This window comes from Nocardioides sp. NPDC006273 (genome assembly GCF_040613495.1).
Taxonomy (GTDB): Bacteria; Actinomycetota; Actinomycetes; order Propionibacteriales; family Nocardioidaceae; genus Nocardioides.
Genome location: NZ_JBEXSD010000100.1, coordinates 1 through 11,713, shown reverse-complemented (window position 1 = coordinate 11,713; position 11,713 = coordinate 1). Strand labels below are relative to the sequence as shown.

General features: G+C 69.5%; 20 protein-coding genes. 17 read left to right on the top strand and 3 right to left on the bottom strand.

Going from position 1 to position 11,713, the window contains the following annotated elements; all coding sequences use genetic code 11:
* Positions 1–248 precede the first annotated feature (248 nt).
* Entirely contained in the window at positions 249–431 is a 183-nt protein-coding gene (locus ABZZ22_RS26070; protein ID WP_354938143.1) for a hypothetical protein, read from the top strand.
* A 673-nt stretch (positions 432–1,104) separates the two neighbouring features.
* Here ABZZ22_RS26070 and ABZZ22_RS26065 read toward each other — a convergent pair.
* From ABZZ22_RS26065 to ABZZ22_RS26055, 3 genes are all read right to left on the bottom strand, one after another.
* Positions 1,105–2,373, bottom strand: coding sequence for a site-specific integrase (locus ABZZ22_RS26065; RefSeq protein WP_354938140.1), 1,269 nt, complete (start codon positions 2,371–2,373; stop codon positions 1,105–1,107).
* Positions 2,363–2,617 (bottom strand): hypothetical protein, encoded by a 255-nt coding sequence (locus ABZZ22_RS26060; protein ID WP_354938137.1) that lies wholly within the window; start codon positions 2,615–2,617, stop codon positions 2,363–2,365. The genes ABZZ22_RS26065 and ABZZ22_RS26060 overlap by 11 nt, the downstream gene beginning before the upstream one ends.
* Before the next feature lie 193 nt (positions 2,618–2,810).
* Positions 2,811–3,179: a helix-turn-helix domain-containing protein gene (locus ABZZ22_RS26055; RefSeq protein ID WP_354938134.1), complete on the bottom strand. Its 369-nt coding sequence runs from the start codon at positions 3,177–3,179 to the stop codon at positions 2,811–2,813.
* Positions 3,180–3,442: 263 nt separating this feature from the next.
* On the opposite strand from ABZZ22_RS26055, the gene ABZZ22_RS26050 reads away from it, so the two are divergent.
* From ABZZ22_RS26050 to ABZZ22_RS25975, 16 genes are all read left to right on the top strand, one after another.
* Complete coding sequence (locus ABZZ22_RS26050; protein WP_354938131.1) at positions 3,443–3,751, top strand: helix-turn-helix transcriptional regulator; 309 nt, start codon at positions 3,443–3,445, stop codon at positions 3,749–3,751.
* Positions 3,729–3,956 carry a hypothetical protein gene (locus tag ABZZ22_RS26045; protein WP_354938128.1) on the top strand — a complete coding sequence of 76 codons (228 nt, stop codon included), beginning with the start codon at positions 3,729–3,731 and terminating at the stop codon, positions 3,954–3,956. Before ABZZ22_RS26050 ends, ABZZ22_RS26045 begins: the two co-directional genes overlap by 23 nt.
* An 80-nt stretch (positions 3,957–4,036) precedes the next feature.
* Positions 4,037–4,279 (top strand): hypothetical protein, encoded by a 243-nt coding sequence (locus tag ABZZ22_RS26040; RefSeq protein WP_354938125.1) that lies wholly within the window; start codon positions 4,037–4,039, stop codon positions 4,277–4,279.
* Positions 4,276–4,776 (top strand): hypothetical protein, encoded by a 501-nt coding sequence (locus ABZZ22_RS26035; protein ID WP_354938122.1) that lies wholly within the window; start codon positions 4,276–4,278, stop codon positions 4,774–4,776. Before ABZZ22_RS26040 ends, ABZZ22_RS26035 begins: the two co-directional genes overlap by 4 nt.
* Positions 4,773–5,846: a phage recombination protein Bet gene (gene bet, locus ABZZ22_RS26030; protein WP_354938119.1), complete on the top strand. Its 1,074-nt coding sequence runs from the start codon at positions 4,773–4,775 to the stop codon at positions 5,844–5,846. Before ABZZ22_RS26035 ends, bet begins: the two co-directional genes overlap by 4 nt.
* A 62-nt stretch (positions 5,847–5,908) precedes the next feature.
* Positions 5,909–6,436 (top strand): hypothetical protein, encoded by a 528-nt coding sequence (locus ABZZ22_RS26025; protein WP_354938116.1) that lies wholly within the window; start codon positions 5,909–5,911, stop codon positions 6,434–6,436.
* Positions 6,436–6,810 (top strand): hypothetical protein, encoded by a 375-nt coding sequence (locus ABZZ22_RS26020; protein ID WP_354938113.1) that lies wholly within the window; start codon positions 6,436–6,438, stop codon positions 6,808–6,810. Before ABZZ22_RS26025 ends, ABZZ22_RS26020 begins: the two co-directional genes overlap by 1 nt.
* A 17-nt stretch (positions 6,811–6,827) precedes the next feature.
* A complete protein-coding gene (locus ABZZ22_RS26015; protein ID WP_354938145.1) occupies positions 6,828–7,088 on the top strand; it encodes a WhiB family transcriptional regulator in 261 nt (86 codons plus the stop codon).
* Positions 7,085–7,483, top strand: coding sequence for a hypothetical protein (locus ABZZ22_RS26010; protein ID WP_354938110.1), 399 nt, complete (start codon positions 7,085–7,087; stop codon positions 7,481–7,483). The genes ABZZ22_RS26015 and ABZZ22_RS26010 overlap by 4 nt, the downstream gene beginning before the upstream one ends.
* A gap of 23 nt (positions 7,484–7,506) precedes the next feature.
* Positions 7,507–7,947, top strand: coding sequence for a hypothetical protein (locus ABZZ22_RS26005; protein WP_354938107.1), 441 nt, complete (start codon positions 7,507–7,509; stop codon positions 7,945–7,947).
* Positions 7,948–8,013: 66 nt separating this feature from the next.
* Entirely contained in the window at positions 8,014–8,865 is an 852-nt protein-coding gene (locus tag ABZZ22_RS26000; RefSeq protein WP_354938104.1) for a hypothetical protein, read from the top strand.
* Between the two features lie 2 nt (positions 8,866–8,867).
* The gene (locus ABZZ22_RS25995) at positions 8,868–9,587 is read left to right on the top strand and encodes an ATP-binding protein (RefSeq protein ID WP_354938102.1); all 720 of its coding nucleotides are present in this window, start codon (positions 8,868–8,870) and stop codon (positions 9,585–9,587) included.
* The gene (locus ABZZ22_RS25990; RefSeq protein WP_354938099.1) at positions 9,584–9,856 is read left to right on the top strand and encodes a hypothetical protein; all 273 of its coding nucleotides are present in this window, start codon (positions 9,584–9,586) and stop codon (positions 9,854–9,856) included. The genes ABZZ22_RS25995 and ABZZ22_RS25990 overlap by 4 nt, the downstream gene beginning before the upstream one ends.
* Positions 9,857–10,076: 220 nt before the next feature.
* Positions 10,077–10,403, top strand: a complete 327-nt coding sequence (locus ABZZ22_RS25985; RefSeq protein ID WP_354938096.1) for a helix-turn-helix domain-containing protein — start codon at positions 10,077–10,079, stop codon at positions 10,401–10,403.
* Positions 10,404–10,479: 76 nt separating this feature from the next.
* The gene (locus ABZZ22_RS25980; protein WP_354938093.1) at positions 10,480–10,746 is read left to right on the top strand and encodes a hypothetical protein; all 267 of its coding nucleotides are present in this window, start codon (positions 10,480–10,482) and stop codon (positions 10,744–10,746) included.
* A gap of 55 nt (positions 10,747–10,801) precedes the next feature.
* Positions 10,802–11,701: a hypothetical protein gene (locus ABZZ22_RS25975; protein ID WP_354938090.1), complete on the top strand. Its 900-nt coding sequence runs from the start codon at positions 10,802–10,804 to the stop codon at positions 11,699–11,701.
* Positions 11,702–11,713: the final 12 nt, after the last annotated feature.

Genomic DNA, 11,713 nt, shown 5'->3' with positions numbered 1-11,713 from the left:
CTACAAGACAGACCCCCGCGACCGTGCGACCGGTCCGGGGGTACGGACGAACCCTCGGGAGGTCTCGTCATGGCCCACGCTACCCCGCCTGTACCTGCCCGTACAGGCAGCCGAGTGTCCGGGGTGTGCACCCTCGCATTCGGGCACCAGTACTGCTCGCCCGGCCCGGTCCTCGTGGATGGCATCGAGGTGCTGCCGCAGTCCTGCTACTGCCGGTGCCACGGCAAGCCGAAGAAGGGGGCTCGTCGGTGAAGAAGTGCGGCCGCTGCGGCTACTCCATCGAAGGCACCCCGATCGAGATCGTGCCGTTCTCCTCGTCTGGCGCGAAGCCCACCACGTACCGGCACGCCACTGACGCTGACTGCAACGAGGCCGCTCGCAAGATCCGGGTGGACGCGCGGCGCACGTCGCGGCTCAGCCGGTACCTCTGAGACTCCTGCCCGCCGGTTCTCACGCCGATGCCGGCGGGCAGGGCGCAACGCCCGCGCTTCGTGCGCGGGCAGGGTGGTCAAGTCGCGTACATGCGTCCGCTCTTGGCCGCCCACCGCTCTGATTCAGTCAGAGTGGAGCTGCCCCGCCTCTTCGTGAGGCGGGGCAGTGCCGTGTCACCTACCGTGTACGCGAAGGCCCCCGCCGACATGAACGGCGGGGGCCTCGGCCCGTTGATGCCGGCCTCCCCGCCAGACATCAAGGGTTCAGAGCGGCATGCGTCTGACGCGTGTGGGGAGCACGTCGGCCCGCTCAATGGTCAGCACTCTACGCCGTAAGACCCATGAACGCATGCGCCCTACAGGCACGTTTCTCATGGGGATGTGGCATCTATGTGGCATCCGGGACGAGAACGGCCCCTCAGTCACTGAGGACTGAGGGGCCGATACAGGCTCTCACCTGCTGTTTCTCACAGTGGGCGCGGACGGTTTCGAACCGCCGACATCTGCTTTGTAAGAACCCGTAGGGGGATCATGCGGCTCCGTGAGGCTCAGTGAGCCTCGGTGAGTGAGGGCCAACCCCCACGCCCAGCCCCGGGATGAGGCTTCGTGAGTTTCAGTGAGGGCTAGTGAGGGGGTCTTGTGGCATCGGTGTGGCATCGTGTGGCATCCGCACTCACGACACGGCCCGCAGGTGGCGGCCGGTGACGAGCGCGGACCGCACCTCCTCGACGAGATCGGGGCCGGCGTGCTGGTACAGCCACGTGACCCGACCGCCCCGCTCATGCCCCATGACGACCTGCACGTCCTTCTCGGGAACGCCGGCGTCCTTGAGGCGGGTGGCGAAGGTGTGCCGCAGGTCGTGCACGCGGGGCCAGATCTCCTTGCGGCGGGTCTCCGGGTTGATAACCTCTCTGGCCAGCCCGGATGCCTGAATCGCGGGGATCCAGTGACGCCGGAAGTTCGGCCGGGTGAGCGCTCCGCCTCGGGGGCCGCGGAACACCAGCTCCTCCTCGTGGAGGTCTTCACCGTCACCGATGTCCGACTCGGTCGTCACGGGATCCCACATGGCCATCATGGCCTCGACCGCCTCGACGGCCTTCGGGGTGAGAGGCACCGTACGGAACCCGGCACGGGACTTGGGCGCCGGCTTCCGCCGCAGCTTCCCGCGGTCGTCGATGAGAACTTCCTTCACCTTGACCGTGGCGCTGCCGAGGTCGACGTTGCAGGCCCGCAGGCCCGTGTACTCGCCCCAGCGCATGCCCGTCTCCTCGGCGAACACTACCAACGGGTGGTAGTGCTTATCGAGGTGCTGCCGGATCAGCTCGCACTGCGCAGCGGTGGGCGGGATCATGTCGTCCGGGTGCTTGGCTGGCGCTGCGGACACCTCGATGTCGAGGGTTGGGTTGACGGTGATGCGCCGGTCCCGGAGAGCCGCGACCATCATGTGCCGCAGGAGCTCCAGCACCTTCTTCTGAGTGGCGTGCCCGCGGACCTCGTTGCTGATCCAGTCCTGGACCTGGATCCACGTGATGGAGTTGAGCTTGCGCCGGCCCCACTTGGGCTGGACGTGGACGGTCCAGGCGGACAGCTTGCGGTTCTTCGTGGTCACGGACTTCACGGTGACGGTCGGCCACCAGATGTCCCACCAGTCATCGACCGTGATGGTGCCGCGCTTGGGGTCCTGGTAGGTCCCCTCGCGGACCTTGGTCCGCACGTTGTCGAGGAACGTCTGTGCAGCCTTGAGGCCGCCGTCCTCGATGGGGAAGCACTTCTGCTTCTGCTGCCCTTCAGGGTCGCGGTAGCGGGCCTGCCACGATCCGATGCAGTCACGCCGGCTCTTGCGGGCTCCCCACTTCTCCTCGGGGTACTTCTCCTTGCAGAGGGTGCAGCCGCATCCCTTTTCCCTTAGCTGGCGGGGGTTGTTCGTTGCTCTACGCGCCATGGGCCACCTGGCCGTTCCTCCGCTGAGTGGGTACAGAGGGGAGCAGCATGACCGGCTCCCCGCACCAGCAGATTGCCCCGGATTCGGGCTGCGCGACGGCGAGTTCTTCGAGAACGGCTCGAAGGGCGGTCAGCGTGGCCGAACGGGCCAGCGTGAGGGGGAGGGTGACGATGCCGGCGTCGGCGTCGTAGGGCTGGAAGTCTTCGAGGGGGTCGAAGATCTGGTAGCGGACACGGATGCACATGGGTTCCCCCGGGATCGCACGACGGTGTACGTCGGCCGCGGGGGAGGACGTGGCCGCCTCGCCCGACGCTACCCGGTCTTAGGTGAATATGCGACCACTCTGAGTGGATTCAGCTACTGGGAGCTCACGGAGAGTATTGGAGTCCATTTCCAGTTAGACACGCGAACCGGCGAGAGGGTTGTACGCCTGCCTGCTACTGCTTGTTGGCCTCGTTGAGGGCGCTCATCTCAATGATTTTGGCACGCTGCTGCTCCTCGGTGAGGCCCCGGAAGAGGGCGAGGACGCGTGCTTCGGAGTCGTCATCGAGGGGGCCGGGGGCGGCGCGGCGGGCGGCGGCGAAGATGCGCTCTTCGGGGAACTGCGGGAAGGCGCCGGCGAGCGCCCGGAGCTTGTCGAGGTTGGGGCCGCGCTTGCCGCCGCGCTTGCCGTGTGTCCACGAGTTGACGGTGGCGGGGGCGACACCAATGCGGCGCGCGATCTCCGATTCCGAGACGTCGTAGGTGTCTCGGATGGCCTTGATCAGCTGCGCCAGGTTCTCGGATCGCTCCGCATGGGTTTCCACATGGGTAACCATGCCTCTGGATCTTCTACTTTTGCAAGTAAAAGTAGAAGCAAGACACGGCGCATAGCGGCACGTGACCTCCCCGTCACGCGCCGCCTACGTGGGCATATGCCAGAGACTAGAACACACGTTCGCCTAACGCCACCCCGCCACGCCTCACCGAAACTCACGCCAACTCACTTGACCTCATCAACACCGACACAGTAGAAATGTGTCAACGCCGACGGAGACCGCCGGCGAAGTACCGATCAGCGCGAGGCGACATGACCAACCTGCTCCGCAAAGACCACGGCGCGCCGCTCCGCAAAGCGATGGAGCGACGCGGGTTCACCGGGGAGAAGCTCGCGAAGGCCACCAAGAAGGTCGACGTGAAGGGGCGGGGCATCAGCCTGGCAACGGTCTCGAAGATCACTGGGCGTGGCGAGACGTCAGTAGACGTCTGCCGGCTCCGGACGGCGTGGCTGATGGCCACCGCCCTGCGTGAGCCGCTCCAGGAGCTCTTCGACATGCCCTCAGTTTCAACTGACACAGTGGAAAGGTCCAGCCCCCATGGCGACCATGACGCTCGCTGACCGCACGGAGATCCTCCGGCCCGTCGGCATCACCCCGCTGCTCACCACGGCCCAGCTGATGGCCCTGTACGGGGTCAGCAACTGGACGGTGAACCAGTGGGTGCAGGCCGGCTGCCCGCTGGAGCCGACGGCGATGCGGGGCCGGCGCTTCGACGCCGAGAAGGTCCGGGCGTGGATGGCCTCGCAGGCCCCCGCCGCGGCCTGACCCCCACAAACAGACGGGGCCGCCGGACCGGGCCTGGTCCCTGCGACCCCTGCGAACCCCACTGCAAAGGAGTGGACTTCATGGACGTAACTGTACCGACGAACTTCCCGGCGGGTGACCGGCGGACGCACCGGGTGGTGCTGGTGGACCGTGACGGTGACGTGTGGCGGCAGGTGGGTGTGACGCCCGAGGGCGAGCCGCACATGGTGTGTGAGGCGCCGCAGGACCCGTCGGAGGTGGGCCCGGGTGAGTCGAACCCGTGGACGCCGAAGGCGATCCGGGCGTGGTTCTCGCCGGTGCGGACGCTGGGCGGTGCCGCATGAGCGCCCGCGAGGAACGGCTCGTCACGGAGAACAACCTGTGGGAGCTGGACACCTGGCTGGACAAGGTCGACGTGTTCGCGAAGCCGCACTTCGACTACGTGAACGGTCAGCTGGTGAACACCGGGATCAAGTTCGGGAACGGTCCGACGCGGATGACGGCGTTCATTGGGGACACGATCGTGCGCCACGAGGACGGTTCGCACACGGCGCTGTCGGCGAAGGACGCGGCGGAGCTGGACAAGCTGCGGGCCCGGGTTGCCGAGCTGGAGACGCAGCTCTCCGACCTCTCCGAGCCGGACGTCGACGGCGCCGGTCGGACCTACGCGGAGTACCACCCGCCCGTCCCGGAGCAGCGGCAGGCGGAAGACCCGCACGACTCCGTGCTGCACCACGACTACGCGCTCGGCCGTGACCTGCCCGCCATCCCCCACCAGTCCACCGGCCGCTGCCCCGAGGGCCACCTGTTCGAGGACTGCACCTGCGGAGGAACCCGATGACCACCGAACTCACCACCACCGCCGGCAGCCTCGCCATCCAGCCCGACCAGACCGGCTGGACCCCCGCGCAGCAGGCCGTACTCCAGCAGTCCGGCATCAACAAGGACGTCACCAGTGCCGAGCTCGCCGGGTTCCTCCACCTGTGCCAGCGCACCCAGCTCGACCCGTTCTCCCGCCAGATCTACCTGATCGGCCGGTGGAACAACCGCGAGCGCCGGAAGGTGTTCACCCCGCAGACCAGCATTGACGGTTACCGCGTCATCGCGCATCGCGCCGCCGCCCGAGCGGGGCACGCACTCGGCTACGAGGACACCGTGTGGTGCGACCAGTCGGGACAGTGGCAGGACGTGTGGCTGTCCGACGCTCCCCCGGCTGCCGCGAAGGTGACGGTCATCCGGGATGGTCAGAGGTTCTCGGCGGTGGCCCGGTACTCGGAGTACGTGCAGACCGACAAGGAAGGTAAGCCGTCGGGTCTGTGGCCGAAGATGGGCGCGACGATGATCGCGAAGTGCGCCGAGTCTCTCGCGCTGCGGAAGGCTTTCCCGCACGACCTGGCCGGGGTGTACACCGCCGAGGAGATGGACCAGGCCGACCAGCCGGAGCGTCACCTCAAGTCGGTGCAGCAGGACGAGCCCGACCCGTGGGCCACCCCGGCCGTCAAGGGCCGCTCGCAACCCGCGCAGGACATCGCCAACGCGGCGACGAAGACCTCCAACCAGGGCGCCGTGAAGGACCTGTACCGGCAGGCGCACAACGAGGGACTGCTGGCCGAGACGGTGAAGGTCGACCGTGAGCTGCTGGAGCTGGGCGCGTACCTGATCGCTCGCGGTAAGGAGCTGGCCGCCCCCGCGCCGGAGCCGGAGGTCGTGGACGGGGTCGTCGTCGAGGACGTCGAGCTTCCCACCGACGAGCACGCCGCCGCCGTCGCCGCCCTCCGCGCCTTCGCCACCGAAGCCGGCATCCCCGACGCCGACCTCGACATGCAGGCCCACACCGCGCTCGGAGCCCCGCTCGACGACGTCGCCCCCAAGGCCATCTGGGACCTGCTCTCCCAGCTCCAGGCCGCCTAACCCGCTTCGCACCACAGGGGCGTCCCGCGGCTGATGCGGGACGCCCCACCCAAGGAGACCACATGTCCCTCAAGGACACGGCCACCAAGGTGGCCATCCTCGACACCCTCGCCAAGCACATCACCGATCAGCTCAAGGCCGCGAAGGCCGAGCTGGAGACTGGCCTCCGTACCGCCAAGGCCGAGACCGGCACCCAGCAGATCGCCGTCGACCTCGCCGGCACCGACATCGGCAAGGCCACGCTCGTCCAGCCCAAGGCCGCCGCGTCCGTTGTCGACGAAGCCGCGCTCATCGCCTGGGTCCGCGAGGTCGCCCCCTCCGAGATCACCAACCGCATCGTCACCGAGGTCCGACCCGCGTGGCGCAAGAACCTCCTCGACGCCTTGACCGCGGCCGGGGTCATCGAGTGGGCCGACCCCGAGACCGGTGTCATCCACGAGGTGCCGGGGGTGGAGATGGTGGGTCGTGCGGCGCACACCCGGCTGACGATCCCGGCGGAGGGCAAGGAGGCGATCGCCACCGCATGGCGTACCGGCCAGCTCACCACCGTGGTGCTGCCCGAGCTGACGGCCGGCGAGGAGGTGGCGTGATGCGTCTCCCCTTCATCTCCAGCCGTAAGGCGTCCGAGGCCGTGTGCCTGATCGTCGAGGTGTCCCGGCGCGCGATGGCCGAGAAGGACCAGCTGCTTGCCGAGGAGCGCGCCGACCGGAAGAAGGCCGAGTTCGCTCTCGCGCAGCAGCAGAAGAAGCAGCGGGCTGTGGCGAGCTGGCGGTACACGGATGACCGTCGTCTCGGCCGGGTGGTCCGGGCGCTGGCTGTCGAGCGGGCGCAGTCCGCCGCGTACCGGCGTGAGATCCGGCAGCTCACCGACCGCCTCTTCGACGCCTGCGGCTACCAGGGCGAACCCCTCCTCCCCGCGGCCCGGGTCACGCTCGGCATCGAGGACGCGAAGGAGGAGTCGTGACCTCCACCGAAACCCCCGTGGCGGGGCTGACCACCCGCCCCGCCACGGGCACCACCTGGCGCGACAGTGCGCTCTGTTCCCAGGTTGACCCCGAACTGTTCTTCCCCGAGAAGGACGGCCGCGCGTCGATCGCCAAGAAGGTCTGCATGGCGTGCGACGTCCGGACCGAGTGCCTGGAGTACGCCCTCGCCAACGACGAACGGCACGGCATCTGGGGCGGCCTGTCCGAGAAGGGCCGCCGGAGGATCAGCGCTCGCAGGTACGAGGAGGCGGCGTGAACCACCGCCAGGACATCGTCGACATGCTCCTCGCCGGCCACTCCCAGCGGGCCGTGATGCGAACCCTCGGGGTCGGCTGGCCGACCGTCCAGGCTGCGCGCAAGGCCCTCGGGCTCACGCCGACCAAGCCGGGCAACCGGCCCGAGACCGTCGAGGTCACCTTCGCGCGCCGCACCAAGGCCACCGCGGAGGGACACCTCCTGTGGGTGGGCAGCGACCTGAACATCCGGGTCCACGGCAGGTACGGGTCTGTCCGCCGCTGGGTGTTCGAGCGGAAGTACAGGCGACCGCCGGTCGGCAACGTCACGACGACGTGCGAGGTGCCGCGGTGCGTGCACCCGGACCACCTTGAGGACGCCCGGCAGCGCGCTCAGTACACCGCCATCTTCGGCTAGCCCGCCACCCCGAGAGGACACCCATGGACCACGACGAGACCTCCCAGGCCGTCTTCGACATGCTCGGCAAGGCTGTCGCCGGGGACATCTGCGGCGCCGCCACCGCGCTCCAGACGATCGGCATGGCCAGCGATAACAGCCGCATGTACGGCGTGTGCTGTGCCATCGCCGAGGCCGGGAAGCACGTGCTCCACCAGCTGTACGGAGAGCACGCCCCGCGTCCCGGCACGCCCGACATGTTCGTCATGCAGGAGCTGGTCCCCGGCGCCACCGCTGACGACCCGGCCGAGGCGTTCGCGCTCCGGTTCCTCACCGCCTGGGCCAACGGTGACCGAGCCACGACGCTCGCCCTCTTCAACGCGGCGCTCGACGCCAGCGACGAGGAGTACGTGAGTTCCGTGGGCGCACTCCTCGCGAACGTGGCGGGCCTCTGCCGCCTCGCCCTGAAACGCAAGCGCGCCTGACCACCCGCCCGGGGCCGTCGCGCCCCGGGCCCGAACCACCCGAACCGCGAGCGAGAAGAGACCCACGTGGGAATCCGCCTGATCGTCGAGGTGCTCACCAGCGCCCCCGAGGCCCTGACGCACAGGGAGAAGCTCCTCCTCGTCGTCCTGGCCGAGGACGCCAACGACGACACCCGGGTCACGTGGAACAGCGTCGAACGCCCCGAGGTCCTCCGCGGCGCAAAGCTCAGCCGATCACAGCTGTACGCCGTCCTCAAGAGCCTCGTGGCCAAGGGCGCGTTGGAGCGGACGACGGCCGGCCAAAAGAACGAGCGGGCCAAGTACCGCATCCCGACGTTCGCGGTTCAGTGTCCCGGAATCCCTGACGCTGACATGGGGTCTCAGTGTCAGGGAAACCCGGACACTGACGGGTCTCAGAGTCCCAGAACTGCGGACACTGACGGATCCGGTCAGTGTCCCGAGAATGCGGACACTGACGGGTCTCAGTGTCAGGAAATCCGGGACGTCAGTGTCCCGGAATCCGGGACCCCTACCCCTCTTTTCCCCTCCTCTACTACCCCCTCAGCCAGCAAGCAGGAGAGCACGGACCTTACCTACGGCATCCCCGCCGAAGTCCGGCCCCTCATGGACGCCCTCTCCGTCGCCGACGTCAACGTCCGCTGGCCCTTCAAAGGCGACGGCTGGTTCCCCGTCATCGCCCTCATCAAGAAGTGCGGCATCCCCGCCATGGCCGACTACGCCACCCGCGCAGCTACCCGCGGACCCATCGACTCCGCCCGCTACTTCATGCGCGGCTGGTCCGAACTGCCGCCCCTCCCCTCCGCAGACACCCCCCGCCCCCAGCTCCGTGCCGTGTCCGGTGGCTGGCAGCCCTACACCAACCCCGTCGACCCCTCCGTGTACGAGAACGGATTCTGACCATGGAGCCCAGCAGCCTCACCGCCAACCCCAACGCCGCCCTCGCCCGCATCATCGCCGGCATCCAGGAGCGCCACCCCAACATCACGCCCGGCCCCGTCGACGACACCCCCAACCCCGACGAGCCCGGCCACCCCGAGTACCACCGCCGCGTCCGCTCCGAGTGGGCCCTCGACCGGTGGACCGCCGCCGTCCCGCCCCGCTACCGGCACGCCACCGCCACCGTCCCCGACGTCCAGGCATGGGCCGACCGCGTCGCCGCCGACCCCACCACCGCGGGCAGCCTCCTCCTCACCGGCACCACCGGCACCGGCAAAACCCACCAGGCGTACGGCGCGCTCCGCCGCATCGCCGAAGCCGGGCCGTCCGTGTACGAGATCCGGGCCATCACCGCCGCCGACATGTACGGCCTGCTCCGCCCCAAGGGCTCCGAGCGCGGCGCCGAGGAAGAACTCCGCCGCCTCGCCCGCGTCCCCCTCCTCGTCCTCGACGACCTCGGCTCCGCTAAGGCCACCGAGTGGACCGAGGAAGTCACCTACCGGCTGATCAACGAGCGGTACAACGCGTGCCGGCCAACGCTCTACACCTCCAACCTGCCCGCCCGTTCGGACGGCGCGCCCGACCTCGCGTCCGCCCTCGGCGAGCGGATCGTGTCCCGCCTGTCGCAGGACACCGCCGTCGTCCCCATGACCGGCCCCGACCGCCGAAGGAGCGCCGCATGAGCCACCGCCCCTGCTACTGGCACGAAGACACCGACGGCACCCGCTTCCTCGTCCCCGGCTGCCTCACCCGCATCAACAACCCCGACATCGACGAATGCACCTGCCCCTCCATCGCCGCCCAGCTCGACGCCGCACGAGAGCAGATCGCCCAGCTCCAGCTGAAGAACGACAGCCTCCAGGCATGGCACGACGCCATCGTCCGCGCCGTACACGACAACCCCGCCGGAACCCAGATCATGCGCAACGCCGCCAAGGCGGTTTCCCGGTGACCCCGGCTCAGCGTCTCGCCGGCGCCCGCGCAGCCCTCGACACCCCGCCCCCCGCAGCCGTCCCCGGACAGACCGCCATCCCCCTCGCCGCCCTCGCCGACATCGAAGCCGCCGAACAGGACGCCACCGACCTCCACGAGGACGACCACGCCCGCGCCACCCGCGTCGCCACCTACCTCGCCAGCAGCGGCTGGACCATCACACCCGCCCCGGAGACACCGTGCCCCGCCCCGACGCCTGCCAGCGCGGCCACCCGTACCCCGCCAACCTCGCCATCGACAACCGCGGCTGGAAGTCCTGCCGCCAGTGCCGACGAGACTCCTGGCGCCGCTGGTACCGCGCCCACTACATACCTGCCGCCCCCGACCACGTCGCGGTCAACCGAGCCACCGACGGCGACCCGCCCGCCCGGCTCACCCCGCGTGAACGCGCCGCCGTCATCCACCGCCTCGACGCCTACGGCTACACCGCCCGGCAGATCGCCGACCGCATCGGATGCAGCAAGCGCACCGTCCACCGCGCACGCGGACGACGAACCCCCGCCTGACACGCCACGGTCCCGCTCGCAGGCAGCGCGAGCGGGACCACCCCCAGCATCCCACCAACCACCAGGAGCAGCAGCCATGCACCGCATCATCCCGCCCGGCTACACCCTCATCGAGACGTCGCGCCTCGCCCACCTGAACGACTGCTACCTGTCGCCGCTCTCCGGCATGCGGGACCTCGGCGCCATTCTCGTCCGCGAGTGGGGCCACGACCCGGCCGGACACCCCGAGCTGATGGACGAGCTGGAGGTCGAGCTGTCCGCCGCGCATATCGAGACCGCCGCCGGCCTGATGCGCGAACACGGGCTCCGAGACCTCCGCGTCGAACCCATCTCCGCCGCCTGACCCACTGTCGTCGGGCCGTCCTCCGGGACGGCCCCCACCCACCCAGGAGCCACACGTGACCGACCGCCTGTACGACGCCGCACAGCGCGCCCTCGACTCCCTCAACGATCTGATCCGCAACACCTTCGACCCTGGCGTTGAAGCCCTGGGCGCCCGATACGAGCTCGCCCACGTTCTGAGCGACCCCGCCCTCATGGCCGCCCGCGCCGCCGCCCGCCAGACCACCGGACAGGACGACACCAAGCCCGCTCCGTGGACCGCCGACGGCCGCCACGGCCCCACACCCGACGAGGCCGCCGCCTTCCTGCGGTTCATGGCCACCCAGCACCCCGCCGCCGCGCACTGCTGCACGAACTGCGACGGCATCGACCCCGACAGCTGCCTCAACAACCCGGACCGGCCGAAGGACCCGACGACCGCCGACGACCCCACCCCGCTCCGCTGGGGCCTCGGCGACGTCCTCCACGGCGACGACGACACCACCATCGTCTGCCTCTCCGGGCCCGACCGGAAGCCGTACTGGCTGGAGCTCGACCCGGAGCGCGCCGCCGCCTTCCGCCAGGACCTGACGCCGCCCGCTGCCGGACAGGACGGTATCGAGCGCGCGCCGTCCCCCGGCTGGCGCTGCGCCTACTGCGGCCTGGAGGTCGAAGACCGCGGCCACCCGCTCATCCAGGAGCACAGCAACTGGTATCCGATCTGGGTCCACGTCCCCGGCGGGTACAGCGCGTGCCATCCGCAGAAGGGCGCGGCCAGCACCCGCGCGACCCCCGCTGTCGGGCAGCCGGCCGAAGCACACGACACCGAGGTGCGAGAGCGCGTCCGGCTTGCCATCGCCCAGCAGTACCTCGACGACACCGGATCCGGCCGCACCGTCGACGAGCTGGACGACACCGAGTTCGGCTCCCTCGCCGACGCCGCCCTGTCGGCGCTGACCGTGGAGGACGAGCGATGACCCAGCCCAGCC

Excerpts from the sequence above, each read along its gene's own strand:
- ABZZ22_RS26065 (WP_354938140.1), bottom strand. The coding sequence starts at position 2,373 with ATGGCGCGTAGAGCAACGAACAACCCCCGCCAGCTAAGGGAAAAGGGA.
- ABZZ22_RS26060 (WP_354938137.1), bottom strand. The coding sequence starts at position 2,617 with ATGTGCATCCGTGTCCGCTACCAGATCTTCGACCCCCTCGAAGACTTC.
- ABZZ22_RS26050 (WP_354938131.1), top strand. The coding sequence starts at position 3,443 with ATGACCAACCTGCTCCGCAAAGACCACGGCGCGCCGCTCCGCAAAGCG.
- ABZZ22_RS26045 (WP_354938128.1), top strand. The coding sequence starts at position 3,729 with ATGGCGACCATGACGCTCGCTGACCGCACGGAGATCCTCCGGCCCGTC.
- ABZZ22_RS26040 (WP_354938125.1), top strand. The coding sequence starts at position 4,037 with ATGGACGTAACTGTACCGACGAACTTCCCGGCGGGTGACCGGCGGACG.
- ABZZ22_RS26035 (WP_354938122.1), top strand. The coding sequence starts at position 4,276 with ATGAGCGCCCGCGAGGAACGGCTCGTCACGGAGAACAACCTGTGGGAG.
- bet (WP_354938119.1), top strand. The coding sequence starts at position 4,773 with ATGACCACCGAACTCACCACCACCGCCGGCAGCCTCGCCATCCAGCCC.
- ABZZ22_RS26025 (WP_354938116.1), top strand. The coding sequence starts at position 5,909 with ATGTCCCTCAAGGACACGGCCACCAAGGTGGCCATCCTCGACACCCTC.
- ABZZ22_RS26020 (WP_354938113.1), top strand. The coding sequence starts at position 6,436 with ATGCGTCTCCCCTTCATCTCCAGCCGTAAGGCGTCCGAGGCCGTGTGC.
- ABZZ22_RS26005 (WP_354938107.1), top strand. The coding sequence starts at position 7,507 with ATGGACCACGACGAGACCTCCCAGGCCGTCTTCGACATGCTCGGCAAG.
- ABZZ22_RS25995 (WP_354938102.1), top strand. The coding sequence starts at position 8,868 with ATGGAGCCCAGCAGCCTCACCGCCAACCCCAACGCCGCCCTCGCCCGC.
- ABZZ22_RS25990 (WP_354938099.1), top strand. The coding sequence starts at position 9,584 with ATGAGCCACCGCCCCTGCTACTGGCACGAAGACACCGACGGCACCCGC.
- ABZZ22_RS25980 (WP_354938093.1), top strand. The coding sequence starts at position 10,480 with ATGCACCGCATCATCCCGCCCGGCTACACCCTCATCGAGACGTCGCGC.